This is a genomic window from Streptomyces sp. TRM70350 (genome assembly GCF_019219825.1).
Taxonomy (GTDB): Bacteria; Actinomycetota; Actinomycetes; order Streptomycetales; family Streptomycetaceae; genus Streptomyces.
This window is the reverse complement of sequence record NZ_JAHUXH010000001.1, coordinates 69,573-84,139: the sequence shown is the minus strand read 5'-3', so window position 1 is coordinate 84,139 and position 14,567 is coordinate 69,573. Positions and strand designations below refer to the sequence as shown.

Below are 14,567 nucleotides of genomic sequence, written 5' to 3'. Positions count from 1 at the left end.
GCCGGGTACCCGTGCGCAACCCCGTGTAACGCCGCGTCTCCCCGCCCCAGCTGCTGCCTCCGCGGGTCGGCCGCCTCGAAGCCCGCCTCGCTTGTAACAGCCGGACACGGTGCCGGGATCGGGCGGGAGCAGGTCCAGGTTGGAGGGGGCGTCGATCACCACGATGTTCCGCATGCGCGGCGTTCTTCCCGACGCCGTACGAGGCGTCGCCGCCACAGCACTCAGGTAGATCGACCGCAAGCCCGCATCTCGACGGTGAGCGCCCACCGCTCGTGGTCCCGCCAGGCGCCGTCGATGTAGAGCATGTTCGGCGAGAAGCCCTCCGGGCGGAATCCGCAGGCGCGGGCCAGGGCGATGGACGCGGTGTTGCCCGGCTGCACGTTGATCTCCAGCCGGTGCAGCCGCATCGGCCCGAAGGCGTGGTCGATCACCAGGTTCAGGCCCTCGCGCATCAGGCCCCGCCCGGCGGCGTGCGCGAAGGCGCCGTATCCGAGAGCACCGCTCTGGAAGGCGCCGCCGACGATGTTGTTGATGTTGATGTATCCGGCGAGGGCGCCCGTGGCCGTCTCGCAGACCAGGAACCCCGCCTTCGTCGGGTCCTCGATCAACCGGCCGGCATAGCGGGCGTAGGCCGCGGCGGTGTCCGGCGGGAAGAGCCACGGCTGGTGCAGATCCTTGCTCTCCCGGACCCGTGCCGTGAACTCGGCGCCGTCCTCGTGGGTGAAGTGGCGTATGCCCACGCGGGGGCCCTCGGCGAGGTGGCGGGAGGCGATGTGCGGCATCCCGCCACCCTACGGCCGGCCGCGGGCGGCGTCAGTCGCGGACCACCGGCAGCTGAAGCACCCCGGTGTCGCCGGGCGCGCTCACCACGGTCACCGGCTTGATCCCCCGGTTGCCGAAGTACGCCCCGTCACTCGCCGCGATCACGAACCGCAGCCGGTGCCCCTGCTCGTACCGGTGCACGATCCCCGGCAGCGTCACGGTGAACGGCCTGCGTACGTCCGGCACCCGGACCGGCGCGACCAGCCGGTGCACCAGCGTCTGCGTGCCGTCCGGGGCGACGTCGTACAGCTTGGCGAACAGCACCAGCTTGTCGGCCGCGTCCCCCGAGGCCTGCGTCCGCCCGGCCTTCGGCGAGAGCACCTTCAGCGTGGCCCTGGGCTCACCCACGACGTCCACGGCCCGCGCGAGCGGCTCACTGGTCCAGCCGAGGTAGGTGCCCTTGGTGTCGTACGGCGCCGGGTCCGGCAGCCCGAGCATCCCGGCCAGAGCGCTCTCCGAATGGCTCGTGGGGATCAGCCAGTTGGTGTACGTCCGGCTCCCCCGCTCGACCTTCCTGCGGTTGTCGACGAGCTTGCCGTCGCCGGAGAGGTACAGCTTCTGCCCGAGCCCGGGCAGCCGGTCGGCGGTGGCGTACCGGCTGCCGGGGTCGCTGACCCAGTCCCGGTAGTAGGCGAAGGCGGGCCCGGTGTCGACGGCCGTCCTCTTGTGCAGATAGCGGTCGAACCAGGCCAGGATCCGCTTGCCGACGTAACTGGTCTCCAGGTTGCCCGCCCCGAGGTTGAGCTCGCCGTCCGCCGGGTCGCCGGTGCCGCCGCTGTGTCCCCACGACTGCCAGATCATCTTCACCGGCGTGCCCTGGGCCTTGAGCGTCTTGTACGTCCTGGTCGCCTCGTTGAGGTTGAACAGGCTGTCGGCCTGCCCCTGGACCAGCAGGGTCGGTGCCTGGACCCGGTGCAGATAGGAGACCGGGGAGACGCTGTGGGCGTAGTCGAGCAGTTCCTCGGTCCGGTCGGGCGGGTAGCGGCCGGAGTTGAGGGTGCGCACGGTGTCGCAGGCCTGGGTGACGAAGTGCAGGCAGGCCAGGGAGTTGATGCGGGACGGGTCGAGGCTCGGCTGGAGCAGCGGCTGGCCCTCGCCGATGAGGTAGAAGCCGTTGGTCCACTGCCACTTGAAGACGCCGGGCACCCTTCCGGCGCCGACGGCGTTGTTCGGGGCGAGCGAGTACGCCAGGTCGTTCCAGGTGATCATGGGCACGAGCGCGTCGACACGGTGGTCGACGGAGGCGGTGGCGAGCTGGACGGCCCCGCCGTAGGAGCCGCCGATCATCCCGACGCGCGGGTCGCCGGGCCGGTCCAGGGTGACGAAGTCGGCGCTGGTGCCGTCGTCGGCGGCGCGTTTGCCCGCGAGGAAGTCCAGCAGCTGGGAGGCGGCCCTCCCGTCGATGGCCGGGTCGTCGAGCGAGATGAGACAGCCCGAACGGCCGAAGCCGAGTCCGGAGTAGACGAGCCCGACATAGCCGCGCTGGGCGAAGTTCCGGCCGATGGCGCCGGTGGATCCGTCGTTCTTGCTGCCGCCGAAGCCGTTGGTGGCGAGGACGGCGGGGGCGGGGTGGGCGCTGTCCACGCCCGCGGGCCGGTAGAGGTCGGCGTCGATCGTGCAGGTGCGGCCGCCCGCCTGGACGGTGAACTTCAGGGCGGTGACGGTGTACTGGCCGGTCGCGGCGGTGGCGGGGGCGGTGAGTGCGAGGGGTGCGGTGAGCGCGGCGCCGAGAGCGGCGGCGAGGGCGGCACGGGATCTGGGCACACGTCGGGACACGAGACCTCCACGCTGAGGACAACCCGGATACCGACCAGTAAGTACTGGCCGGTTGCCATGCTGTGACACGTGTCACGCACGGTCAATCACCGTGACAACGGTTTCTGCATTCGAAATTGACGGAGATTCAGCGCAGCGCCGGTTTCTCCAGCGTCAGCGTCCCCGCCTCCGCGTCCAGCTCCGCCCTCACCCCGAACGGAACCGTCAACGCCCCCTCGCAGTGCCCGAACCCGAACTCCTCCGCCACCGGCACCCCGAGCCCGCCCAGCCGGTCGGCGAACACCCGGCGCAGCTTCTCGTACGGTCCGCAGCCGAGCCACGAGCCGAGGGCGATCCCCGCGACCCCGTCGAGCCATCCGGCGCGCAGGAGTTGGGTCAGGATCCGGTCCAGACGGTACGCCTCCTCCCCCACGTCCTCGATCATCAGCAGCCCGCCCCGGGCACCGCCGCGGGCGTACGGCGTGCCGAGGTCGGCGGCGAGCAGGCTCACACAGCCGCCGAACGTGACGCCCCGCGCCCGCCCGGGCACCAGCGCGCCGCCACCGGAGGCGATCGTGCGGACCGTCTCCGGCGTGAAGAGGGTGGCCTTCAGGTGGTCCTGCGCCCGCGCGTTCTTGAGGAAGTCGACACCGGCCGCCATCGGCCCGTGCAGGGTGACCAGGCCGAGCCGGGTGGCGAACGCCTCGTGCAGCGCGGTGATGTCGCTGAAGCCGACGAACACCTTCGGTCCGGCCGCCCGCAGCGCGTCCCAGTCGAGCAGGTCGACCATCCGCTGCGCCCCGTACCCGCCGCGGGCGCACAGCACGGCGGCCACGGACGGGTCGCACCAGGCGGCCTGGAAGTCGGCGGCCCGGTCGGCGTCCGTGCCCGCCAGGTAGTCGAACTCGCCGTGCCGGTCCAGCACATGGGGCGCCACCACCGGGTCGAGGTCCCAGCCGCGCAGCACGTCGAGCCCTGCTTGCAACCGCTCCTCGGGCACCGGCCCGCTCGGCGCGACGACGGCCACCCGGGCCCCGGGGGCCAGCCGGAGCGGTCGTACCAGCTCCTTCACTTGGACAGCTCCAGCGTCGGGACACCGGGCGGAGTGAGCCCGAACACCTGGGCGTACAGGGACAGTTCCGCCTCCAGCGCGCGGATCATGGTGTCGGCCCGGCGGAATCCGTGCCCCTCGCCCTCGAAGGCGATGTACGCGTGCGGCACGTGCCGCCCCGCCATCCGTACGAGGAACCGCTCGCACTGGGTGGGCGGGCAGATCACGTCGTCCAGGCCCTGGAGCAGCAGGAAGGGCGCGGTGATCCGGTCGGCGTGCTCGGCGGGCGAGCGTTCCGCGTACCGGCCGGGCACCTCGGCGAGCGGTCCGACCAGGCTCTCCAGGTACCGCGACTCGAAGTCGTGGGTCTCCCCCGACGCCCAGCCGGTGAGGTCGAGGATCGGGTAGATGATCGTGCCGCAGGCGTAGACGTCGGTCATGGCGAGCGACGCGGCCGCGGTCCAGCCGCCCGCGCTGCCGCCGCGCACGGCGAGCCGGTCGCGGTCGGCTGTGCCCTCCTCGGCGAGGGCCAGCGCGACGGCCGCGCAGTCCTCGACGTCGACGACGCCCCACTGCTCGCGCAACCGCTCCCGGTACTCCCGCCCGTAGCCGGTCGAGCCGCCGTAGTTGACCTCGGCCACCCCGATGCCGCGCGAGGTGAAGTAGGCGATCTGGAGGTCGAGGACGAGCGGGGCGCGGCCGGTCGGCCCGCCGTGCGCCCAGACGACGTACGGCGGCAGCTCGGCGCCGGGCGGGACGCAGCCGGGGTTGTGCGGCGGGTAGACGTGCGCGTGGATCTCGCGTCCGGCGGGTCCGGTGAAGGTGCGGATCTGCGGTTCGGGGTAGTACGCCGGGTCCACCACGTCGTCGTGCTCTGCGCCGATCACCCTCGCGCGGCCGGTACGGGCGTCCAGTTCGACCACCTCGTAGGCGCTGCGCGGGCTGGCCCCGACGGCCACGACGCGCTCGCCGTGCACCGCGAGGGCGGGCGCGAACTCGGTCCAGGGACCGGCCGCGTCGACGACCTCGCCGGTCTCGGGGTCGAGTATGCCGAGGGCGGTGGCGCCCCGGCCGTGCACGACGGCGACGAGCCCGCTGTCCAGCGGCGCGAACCAGCGGTGGCCGATGCGCCACAGCGGCCCGCCGAACTCCTCCTCGCGCGGGCACAGCGGCCGGCCGTCGCGGTAGAGGTTCCACCAGCCGGTGCGGTCGCTGACGTACAGCAGGGAGCCGTCGGCGGCGAACTCCGCCTGCGCGACGGCCTCCTCGGGGCCACCGGCGACCGTGCGGGGCACGGCGAGCGTGCCGTCGTCCGTCACCTCGGCGAGCACCAGCTCCGTACCGTCCCACGGCATCCGCGGATGGTCCCAGGCGAGCCACGCCGCGTGCCGCCCGTCCGGCGAGAGGCGGGGCCCGGTGACGAACCGGTGCCGGTCGTCGCTGAGTTCGCGTACGGCGTCCCGGTCCTCGGCGGCGGAGCCGTCCAGCGGCACGGCGGCCAGGACGCGCCGCACGTCGGTGGGTCCGTCGCCGGTGAACTCCTCCAGCACGCACCACACCTCGCCGCGCTCCACGCGCAGCTGCGGATCCACCCACCGCAGCCCGCCGCCGACCGGCGAGACGGGCGTCAGCGGACGCGGCTCGGCGCCCTCCTCGTACCGGTACAGCCGCTGGTCGGCGAAGTGCACGAACACCACGAGGGGGCGGCCGTCGACGAGGGCACCGGCCCAGGGCTGTCCGCCGTACTCGATGACCCGGCTGCGCACGTTCCACGGCGCGGGCAGCACGGACACCTCCCTGCCGTCGGCGTGCCGCCGCACCAGTGTGCGCCGGCCGCCCTCGGTGGGCCGTGGCTCGGTCCACCACGCCTCGTCGCCGACGAAGCCCACGAACTCCGGGTGCCCGTCGTGCGCGGCGGCGAGGGCCGCGTCGATGGGCGAGGGCCAGGAACCGTACGGCAGGGTCTGCACGTTCTCCCCCATGTGGTCAGGCGTCCCGCAGGAAACGGTCGAGGACGCGGACGCCGAAGTGCAGCGCCTCGACGGGCACCCGCTCGTCGACGCCGTGGAAGAGGGCCTGGTAGTCGAGGCCCTCGGGCAGCTTCAGCGGCGCGAAGCCGTAGCCGGTGATGCCGAGCCGGGAGAACTGCTTGGCGTCGGTGCCGCCCGACATGCAGTACGGCACGACGTGCCCCTCGGGCGCGAACGCCTCGACGGCCGCCCGCATCCTGGCGTACGTCGGCGAGTCGACCGGCGCCTGCAGCGCGACCTCGCGATGGTCGAACTCCCACTCCACGTCCGGCCCGGTGAGCAGGTCGAGGGTGTCGCGGAACTCCTGTTCGCCGCCCGGCAGACAGCGTCCGTCGACGTACGCCACGGCCTCGCCCGGAATGACGTTGATCTTGTAACCGGCGTTCAGCATGGTCGGGTTGGCGCTGTTGCGGACGGTGGCCTCGACGAGCTTCGCGGCCGGGCCGAGCTTCTCCAGCAGGCGGTCGACGTCCTTGAGGTCGGTGTCGACGCCGTACAGCGCGGCGAGTTCGGTGAGCGCCGCCCGGACGGTCGGGGTGATCCGCAGCGGCCACTCGTGCGCGCCGATCCGCGCGACGGCGGCGGCCAGCCGGGTCACCGCGTTCTCGCCGTTGACCTTGGAGCCGTGCCCGGCCCGCCCGCGCGCGGTCAGCTTCAGCCAGCCCGTGCCGCGCTCACCGGCCGCGATCGGGTAGATCTCGCGGCCCGCCCCGTCGTGGAAGGTGAACGCCCCGGACTCGCTGATGCCTTCGGTGCAGCCCTCGAACAGCACGGCGTGCTGGTCGGCGAGGAAGCCGGACCCGTCCTCGGCGCTGGCCTCCTCGTCGGCGGTGAACGCGATGACGAGGTCCCGCCGGGGCCGTACGCCCTCCCGGGCCCAGGACCGCACGACGGCGAGGATCATCGCGTCCATGTTCTTCATGTCGACCGCGCCCCGGCCCCAGACGACCCCGTCCCGGACCTCTCCGGAGAACGGGTGCACGCTCCAGTCGGCGGCCTCGGCGGGGACGACGTCCAGATGCCCGTGCACGAGCAGCGCGTCGGCGGACGGGTCGGTGCCCTCGATGCGGGCGACCACGTTGGTCCGCCCCTTGGTGCGCTCCAGGAGCGTCGGCTCCAGGCCCGCCCCGGCCAGCCGCTCCGCCGCGTACTCGGCGGCGGGCCGCTCCCGGCAGTCGCCGCCGCCCCGGTTGGTGGTGTCGATACGAATGAGGTCGGAAGTGAACTCCACGACCTCGTCCAGCGCCCGCTGATCAGCCATACTGCTCCTCCACGGCGGCCGAGACGACAGTGGTGACCGCCTTGAAGGTGCGGATCCCCTCGTACATGGTCGCGCAGGTGTACGCCACCTTCCGCTCCCCGATTCGGTCGACGCCCGGCACCACGGTCGCCGCCATGGCCAGGTGCTCGGCGTCGAACTCGACCGCGACGGTGTACGGTCCGGACGCGACCGGCTCGTACCGCACCGCCAGCGCGGCGGCTTCCTTGGCGGCGGCCCGGATGTCGGCGGCGGTCCTGGCGGGCGTACGGCACACGGCCGCGTACCGCGACACATGGTCCTTCACGGCGACCTTCAGCGCCTCGGGCGCGTACCCGAGCGCGTCCTCGCAGGCGACGTCGTCGCCGGTCACCAGCACCACGGGCACCCCGTACTCGGCCACGACATGGGCGTTCAGCAGCCCCTCGCCGGCCCGTACGTCGTTCAGCCACACGCCGGTGATGGAGTTGGCGAGGTAGGTGTGCGCGAGGACGCCCTCCGCGCCGGCGCCCGCGTGGTAGCCGACGAACGCGATCCCGTCCACGTCCCCGTGCTGCACGCCCTCGACCATCGACAGCGACTTGTGCCGGCCGGTGAGCATCTGCACCCGCTCGTCGAGTTCCTCCAGCAGCAGGTTGCGCATGGTCCAGTGCGCCTCGTTGACGAGTACCTCGTCGGCGCCGCCGTCGTAGAACCCGAGCGCGGCGGCGTTCACGTCCGAGGTGAACATCGACCGGCAGCGCTCCCACTGGGGTGTCCCGGGCAGCACGTCGGCGGGCCAGGTGACACCGGTGGCGCCCTCCATGTCGGCGCTGATGAGGATCTTCATGGTGCGTCACGTTACGCGGAGATGCGACGCCCGACCAGGATGCGGGCCGCGCACCGGCCGCTCCGTCGGTGTCGGGCGCCGCGAGCACCGTCAGGCTCGTTCGCGTGCCCGCCCCCGTAACGGCGCGAGCAGGCCCCCGATGTCGTGATGCGGCGTTGGCACCCTGCGCAGGGCGGGCGCGTCCCTGCGGGAGACGGGCCGCGTCAGCTGCTCGACGCGACCCACCCCGGCGTCAGCGCCGGCAGCCGCCATGTCGGGCACGTCGGCGTACTGCCACACGCGCCCCGGCCCGCTGCCGTGCGGGGCCCGCGTCAGGCGGTGCGGCCCGCCACCAGCCACTTCGACGGCAGCTCGATCCGATTGCCGTCCGGACCGGACTCCGTGGTCGTCAGCGGCAGCTCACCGCTCGCCAGCACGGTGAGGCCCGCCGCGGTCAGGAACTCGGGCACCGCGGCGTCGGCGACCTCGCCGGGCGCGATGCCGTGCCGGAAGACCGGGGCGAGCTTGGCGGGCGGGCCGTCCGGGCGCTGGGCCAGGCCCCGCAGGACGAGCTTGGCTGCCTCGGCAAGTTCGACGAGGAAGACCCGGCCGCGCTCGCCGACCAGCGTCGCGATCCCGTCGACCAGCGGCTGCCGGTCGGCGGGCTCGCACTGGTGCAGTACGCCGCGCATGTACACGTTGGCGTCGCCGAGCTGCGCGTGCAGGGCCTCCGTCTCGGTCCTGTCGGCGACGTCCAGCACGCGGTACGTCGCCTGCCCCGCCGGGTCCGCCCGCTCGGCGTGCGCGACGGCCGCCTCGGACAGGTCGACGCCGACCACGCGCGGGAAACGGCCGGTGAGGAAACGGGTCTGGGTGCCGTTGCCGCAGCCCAGGTCGACCATCGGCAGCCCGGGGTCGGCCAGGTGCGGCTCGAACAGGGCGACATGCCGTCCGGCGGTCAGCGCGGGCTCGGCGTCCCAGAACACGGAGCCCTGCTCACCGGGCGCCTCGCGCCAGAACCCTTCCCAGGCCTCCCGGTACCGACTCGTCACGCTCATGGCCAACTCCCCTGGTCCGACGTCGATTTCCCGCCGCGAGTGACGGGCCAGTACGGTCTATCGCGCCCGGCGCGCGGTCACAAGAACACGGAGAGCGCACGCGCAGACCTTCACGGCGCGTTCGACCGGCGTACGCCGCCCCTGCTGGACCGCGTCAGCGGCGCGGCAGCGTGAGTTCGAACCAGACGGTCTTGCCCGCCCCGGTACGGCTGGCGCCCCACTCGCGCGCGAGGGTGCTCACCACACGCAGTCCGCGTCCGGTCTCGTCGCCGGGCCCGGCGCTGCGCAGCGTCGGCAGGTCGTGATCGTCGTCGTCCACCTCGCACAGCAGGGTGTCGCCGCGCACGAGGCGCAGTTCGACCGGCCCGCGGTGGGAGTGCCGTACGGCGTTGGTGACCAGTTCACTGACCATCAGCTCGGCGTTGTCGGCCAGCTTCGCCAGACCCCATTCGTGCAGCTGCTCGCGGACCACCGCACGGGCCCGGCCCACCTCGGCCGCGTCCAGGGTGAACCGCCATTCCGCGACGTCGTCGGGCTCGATGCCGCCCAGTCGGGCCATCAGCAGGGCCACGTCGTCCTTGCGGCCGCCGCGGGTGTTGAGGGCGCGGATGATGGTGTCGCAGGCGTCGTCCATGGACGCGGCCGGGTGGGCGGCCGACTCGCACAGCGTGGCGAGTCCGACGCCGATGTCCTCGCCGCGCACCTCGACCAGCCCGTCGGTGCACATCACCAGCCGGTCACCGGGCGCCACGCGCACGCGTACCGCCTCGAACGGCACGCCGCCGATGCCGATGGGGGCGCCGGTGGGCAGGTCGAGCAGCTCGCTGCGCCCGTCCTCGGCACGGACCAGCACGGGTGGAATGTGGCCCGCGTTGGCGATGCGCAGCTCGCTCGCGATCGGGTCGTACACGGCGTACAGGCAGGTCGCGAGGTAGGTGTCGCCGAGCCGCTGGGCGAGGTCGTCGAGGTTGCGCAGCAGTTGGGCGGGCGGCAGGTCGAGGGCGGCCATGGTCTGTACGGCCGTACGCAACTGGCCCATCATGGCGGCCGAGTTGAGCCCGTGCCCCATGACGTCGCCGACGACGAGCGCCGTGCGCGCGCCGGGCAGTTTCACCGAGTCGAACCAGTCGCCGCCGACCCGCCCGAGCAGGGTGCCGGGCAGATAGCGGGTGGCGATGTCGCAGCCCGCCATGCGCGGCGGGATGTGCGGCAGCATGCTGTCCTGGAGGGTCTCGGCGACGCTCTCCTGGTAGGTGTACATGCGCGCGTTGTCGAGCACGAGGCCCGCGCGGGCGGCGAGTTCGGCGCCGGTGACGCGGTCCATGTCGTTGAACTCGGCGCGCTCCGGATGCCGCAGCAGGATCATGAAGCCGAGCACCACATTGCGTGCCTTCAGCGGTACGACCAGCATGCTGCGGCCCGTGATCAGCGGCCGGATGTCCCGCTTCTCGAACTGCGAGGCGATGGCGTGGCCCATCTGCTCGCTGATCCGGGGCACCAGGACGGGTTCGCCGGTGGTCATGCACTGGAAGAACGGTGTGTGCGCCGGGAACGGCATGGCCTCACCGACGGGGACGACGTCGTCCCAGCGGCCGGGTTCGTCGGTGTGCTCGACGGCCACCCGGTGCCACATGGTGGTGGTGTCCGGCACACCGTCCGGGAAGCCCTCGCCCGCGACGACCTGTTCGCGCAGATAGGTGCCGGCGACATCGGTGAAGCGCGGTACGACGGCCTTGCTGACCTCGACGATCGTCTGCGCCAGATCGAGCGAGGTGCCGATCTTGCCGCTGACCTCGTTGAGGAACTCCAGGCGCTCGCGTACGGCCGCGTACTCCAGGTCCTCGCCCTCGTCCTGGAGTTCCTTGGGTACGGGCTCACCCGCGGCCATGGCCCGGACGAGCCGCTCCCGCCGTGCCCTGCGCTCGGCGCGCCGGGGCACACCCCAGTCGGGGGTGACCGGCACGCGGTCGTTCTGGCTGAACTCCAGGATCGGATAGCCCAGTTCGAGGACCTGCGCGACGATCCGGGCGCTCTCCTCGACGCTCATGCTGGGCAGGATCTCGGGAAGCCTGCGGGCCAGTTCGTCGGCTCCGGGGAAGTCGGTGTGCAGGGCGAAGGCCGGTGCGATCCGCTCGACGGCCCCGTCCTCGTCCGTCTCGTGCGGGCGCAGCGCGGCCGCGTCGGCGGCGAGCACCAGCAGCCGCTCCCCGCCGGGACCCACCAGCGGGTACGCCCACCACAGCACGTCGACCCGGTCGCCGTCGGGCACGGTGACGCGGGCACTGCCCGCCGCCGGGTAGGACAGCCCACCGCCGATCGAGGCCCCGAGGTCCGGGCCGAGACCGTCGTACGCCCCGTAGGGCCCGTACGGGGAGTCCTCCTGGTCCACGGGCAGCGCGCCGGAGACGGGCAGCAGGTCGCTCACCGGGCGGCCGATCGCGGACTCCTTGGCGGTGCCGAACAGCCGCCGCGCGCCGGTGCTCCAGTGGGAGACCAGGCCCTCGCGGTCCACCACGACCACGGCCAGCGGGACCCGTCCCGCCGGCGCACCGCTTCCGGCCCGATGGCTGGGAGCTGCTTCCCGGTCGGTGCCATGCTCCATGGCCCAGGCCCTCTCTCCCCACGACTGTGCAAGATCTGTGCCCCGGTCACCACCGTACGGCGCGGCCGTACGCGATGTGCGGCAATACGGGAATTGATGCCCCGGGCGCGCGGGCGCACGGTCGAGCGCCCCCGGGCGGCTCAGTCCTCGTGGCCCAGCTGGAGGTCCCGTTCCGTGCGTCCCCCGCCCGCCACGTGGAGCACGGTGGCCACAGGCGGATACCCGGCCGCGATGACCGTGTACTCGCCGGAGGACAGGTCGACGAACCGGAACGTGCCGTCGGGCCCGGTGGTGAGGGTGTCGACGACGTTGCCGGCCGCGTCCAGCAGGGTGACGCGCGCGTCCTCCACGGGCCGCCCGCCGCTCGCCCGGACGGTGCCGCGCAGCACGGCGCCACCGGCGAGTTCGATGTCCTGGCGGGTCTCGCGGGCGGCCTGGACGGTGACGGGGAGGGCGGCGGGGCGGAACGCGGGCGCGCCGGCGGCGAGGGTGTACTCACCGGCGACCAGTTCGGTGATGACGTAGCCGCCCTCGCGTCCGCTGCGGGTGCCGGCGACGACTTCGCCGTGCACGTTGGTGAGGGTGACGGTGGCGTCGCGTACGGGCGTGCCGTCGGCGGTGAGCACGCTTCCGGCGAGGCGTCCGGCGCCGCCGAGGACGACGTCCAGCTCGACGGGGCGCTCGCCGACGGTCACGGAGACGGCCTGCGGCTGGTGGCCGCCCGCCGCCGCGATCAGGACGTAGGAGCCGGAGCCCGGCGTGGCCAGCGCGTAGCGCCCGTCGTCGCCGCTGGCGCCCCGGCCGATCTGCTGTCCGGCGACGTCGATGAGAGTGAGGGCCGCGCGCGGGAGGACGGTCCCGTCGGGGTGCTGCACCGTTCCGCAGACGGCGATTCCGGCGGCGTACGGCGAACGGGCCTGCGGGATGCGGGCGTTCACCGGCGCGGTGTCCGTCTCGGGGGTGTGGTGGGTCACCAGGGGTTTCTCCTTGAGGAAGAACGTCAGGAGCAGGCCGACGACGAGCACGGGCACGAGGTACAGGAAGATCCTCGGCATGGCGTCGGCGTAGGCCTGGACGTAGCCGTCGCGCAGCGCCGGGGGCAGTGCGTGGACGGCCTGCGGGGTGATGGACTCGGCGTCGGGCAGGGCGGCGCCCGCGCGCGGGGGCAGCCGGTCGGCGAGGGCGTCGGTGAGCCGGTCGGCGAAGAGGGTGCCGAAGACGGCGGCGCCGACGCTGCCGCCGATCTGCCGGAAGTAGTTGTTGGCGCTGGTGGCGGTGCCGAGGTCGGCGGGGCGCACGGAGTTCTGCACGGCGAGGATCAGCACCGGCATCACCATGCCGATCCCGGCGCCGAGCACGGCCATCCAGACGCTGTAGTGCAGCCGGGGCGTGTCGGCTTCGAGCCGGGACAGCAGCCACATGCCGACGACGGAGAGGGCGCTGCCGAGGATCGGGTGGGCCTTGTAGTGGCCGGTGGCACTGATGAGTTGCCCGGAAGTGATCGACGCGACGACGATGCCGCCCATCATCGGCAGCATCAGCAGCCCGGACTCGGTGGCGCTGGCTCCGTCCACCATCTGCAGAAAGGTCGGCAGATAGCTGGCGGTGCCGAACAGCGCGACGCCGACCACCAGGCCCACCAGGCCGGTGACGTTGAAGACCGAGTCGCGGAACAGCCTCAGCGGGATGAGGGGTTCGGCGGCGAAGTGCTCGGCGACGAGGAACAGCACGGTGGCGGCCACGGCGGCGGCGGTGAGTCCGAGGATGACGCGGGAGGTCCAGGCGTACTCGGTGCCGCCCCAGCTGGTCAGCAGCACCAGGCAGGTGGAGGCCACGGTGAGCAGCAGCGCGCCGGGGATGTCGAGCCGGGGCTTGGCCTGGGGTGTGGGGAGTTTGAGGACGACGGCGACGACGGCCATGGTGACCAGGCCGAAGGGCACGTTGATGTAGAAGCACCAGCGCCAGGAGAGGTGGTCGGTGAAGTAGCCGCCGAGCAGCGGTCCGGCGACGGAGGCGAGGCCGAAGGCGGCACCGATCAGCCCCATGAACTTGCCGCGCTGCCGGGGCGGCACGATGTCCGCGATGATCGCCTGGACGCCGATCATGAGGCCGCCCGCGCCGACGCCCTGCACCGCGCGGAAGGCGATCAGCTGGTCCATGGTCTGGGCGCGGCCCGCGAGGGCTGAGCCGACGACGAAGACGACGATGGCGAACTGGAAGACGCCCTTGCGGCCGAGCAGGTCGCCGAGCTTGCCGTAGATCGGCAGTCCTACGGTGGCCGTGAGCAGATAGGCGGTGATCGCCCAGGACATCTTGTCCAGGCCGTGCAGTTCGCCGACGATCTTCGGCAGCGCGGTGGCGACGATCATCTGCTCCAGGGCGGCGAGGAGCAGCGCGAGCATCAGCGCGAAGAAGACCAACCGCACCCGGCGCGGGCCGAGTTCGACGGCCTGGGCGGTCGGTGGCGCCGGGAGCCGCGGGGGCGTCGCCGCGACCGGCTCGTCCTGCACCAGAGTGGTCCCGCCCACGTGCCGCTCCCCTCGTCGCGCTGCTGCACCATTCCCGCGTAAAAGCGACAACTACCAACAAGCGCGACGAGTTACGGCGTCATACCGCCCGGCGTGGAGACCACTCGAACCGGTGAGAGGCCAACACCCTTTCGAGACCGGCCTCTTGGGTCACCCCTTGGGTTACTTCTCCACCTCGGCGGCGAGTTTGGCGAGGATCGCGTCGTAGATCCGGCCGAGCCCCTTGGGCGCGAAGGTCTTCTCGAAGAAGCCGCCGATACCACCGGCGCCGGTCCAGGTGGTGGTCACCACGACCCGGGACGCGCCCTCACCGGCCGGGGTGACCCGCCAGGTGGTGACCATGGAGGAGTTGCGGTCCTTCTCGACCAGTTCGCCGTCGGTCGGCTCGGTGACCTCCAGGAGGCAGTCACGGACCCGCTTGCTGGTGGCCTGCAGCTTCCAGTGGACGAGGGTGCCCTCACCGTCGCCGCCCTCGCGCACCTCGTACTCGCTGAAGTGCTCGGGCAGCAGGTTCGCGCGCGTGCCGCTGTAGTCGGCGAGGGTGTCGAACACCTTCTCCGGGTCCGCCGCGACGACCCGTTCCGTAGTGGCCTCGACCTGCGCCATGGAGTTCCTCCAGCACCTGAGTTCTCGGGGTTGGGGCAAGCCAACCACC

10 protein-coding genes are annotated in these 14,567 nt (G+C 72.6%); all 10 read right to left on the bottom strand.

What is annotated here, in order from left to right:
* Window positions 1-221: 221 nt before the first annotated feature.
* The 10 genes from KWI83_RS00345 to KWI83_RS00300 all read right to left on the bottom strand — a co-directional run bounded on the left by KWI83_RS00345 (window position 222) and on the right by KWI83_RS00300 (window position 14,518).
* Entirely contained in the window at window positions 222-782 is a 561-nt protein-coding gene (locus KWI83_RS00345) for a GNAT family N-acetyltransferase (protein WP_218512186.1), read from the bottom strand.
* Window positions 783-813: 31 nt separating this feature from the next.
* Window positions 814-2,598 (bottom strand): CocE/NonD family hydrolase, encoded by a 1,785-nt coding sequence (locus KWI83_RS00340; RefSeq protein ID WP_218512185.1) that lies wholly within the window; start codon window positions 2,596-2,598, stop codon window positions 814-816.
* Between the two features lie 127 nt (window positions 2,599-2,725).
* Entirely contained in the window at window positions 2,726-3,649 is a 924-nt protein-coding gene (locus tag KWI83_RS00335) for an LD-carboxypeptidase (RefSeq protein WP_218512184.1), read from the bottom strand.
* Window positions 3,646-5,610, bottom strand: coding sequence for a prolyl oligopeptidase family serine peptidase (locus KWI83_RS00330; RefSeq protein WP_218512183.1), 1,965 nt, complete (start codon window positions 5,608-5,610; stop codon window positions 3,646-3,648). Before KWI83_RS00330 ends, KWI83_RS00335 begins: the two co-directional genes overlap by 4 nt.
* Window positions 5,611-5,614: 4 nt before the next feature.
* Window positions 5,615-6,919 carry a M20/M25/M40 family metallo-hydrolase gene (locus tag KWI83_RS00325; protein ID WP_218512182.1) on the bottom strand — a complete coding sequence of 435 codons (1,305 nt, stop codon included), beginning with the start codon at window positions 6,917-6,919 and terminating at the stop codon, window positions 5,615-5,617.
* On the bottom strand, window positions 6,912-7,745 hold the full coding sequence (locus tag KWI83_RS00320) for a M55 family metallopeptidase (RefSeq protein WP_218512181.1): 834 nt from the start codon (window positions 7,743-7,745) through the stop codon (window positions 6,912-6,914). Before KWI83_RS00320 ends, KWI83_RS00325 begins: the two co-directional genes overlap by 8 nt.
* A gap of 311 nt (window positions 7,746-8,056) precedes the next feature.
* A complete protein-coding gene (locus tag KWI83_RS00315; RefSeq protein WP_218512180.1) occupies window positions 8,057-8,782 on the bottom strand; it encodes a class I SAM-dependent methyltransferase in 726 nt (241 codons plus the stop codon).
* Window positions 8,783-8,936: 154 nt separating this feature from the next.
* The gene (locus tag KWI83_RS00310; protein WP_218512179.1) at window positions 8,937-11,384 is read right to left on the bottom strand and encodes a SpoIIE family protein phosphatase; all 2,448 of its coding nucleotides are present in this window, start codon (window positions 11,382-11,384) and stop codon (window positions 8,937-8,939) included.
* A gap of 140 nt (window positions 11,385-11,524) precedes the next feature.
* Window positions 11,525-13,912 (bottom strand): MFS transporter, encoded by a 2,388-nt coding sequence (locus tag KWI83_RS00305; protein WP_218512178.1) that lies wholly within the window; start codon window positions 13,910-13,912, stop codon window positions 11,525-11,527.
* Between the two features lie 162 nt (window positions 13,913-14,074).
* The gene (locus KWI83_RS00300; protein WP_218512177.1) at window positions 14,075-14,518 is read right to left on the bottom strand and encodes an SRPBCC family protein; all 444 of its coding nucleotides are present in this window, start codon (window positions 14,516-14,518) and stop codon (window positions 14,075-14,077) included.
* Window positions 14,519-14,567: the final 49 nt, after the last annotated feature.

Bases quoted from the DNA above. Each gene is read 5' to 3' on its own strand.
- KWI83_RS00345 (WP_218512186.1), bottom strand. From the start codon at position 782: ATGCCGCACATCGCCTCCCGCCACCTCGCCGAGGGCCCCCGCGTGGGC.
- KWI83_RS00330 (WP_218512183.1), bottom strand. From the start codon at position 5,610: ATGGGGGAGAACGTGCAGACCCTGCCGTACGGTTCCTGGCCCTCGCCC.
- KWI83_RS00325 (WP_218512182.1), bottom strand. From the start codon at position 6,919: ATGGCTGATCAGCGGGCGCTGGACGAGGTCGTGGAGTTCACTTCCGAC.
- KWI83_RS00320 (WP_218512181.1), bottom strand. From the start codon at position 7,745: ATGAAGATCCTCATCAGCGCCGACATGGAGGGCGCCACCGGTGTCACC.
- KWI83_RS00315 (WP_218512180.1), bottom strand. From the start codon at position 8,782: ATGAGCGTGACGAGTCGGTACCGGGAGGCCTGGGAAGGGTTCTGGCGC.
- KWI83_RS00310 (WP_218512179.1), bottom strand. From the start codon at position 11,384: ATGGAGCATGGCACCGACCGGGAAGCAGCTCCCAGCCATCGGGCCGGA.
- KWI83_RS00300 (WP_218512177.1), bottom strand. From the start codon at position 14,518: ATGGCGCAGGTCGAGGCCACTACGGAACGGGTCGTCGCGGCGGACCCG.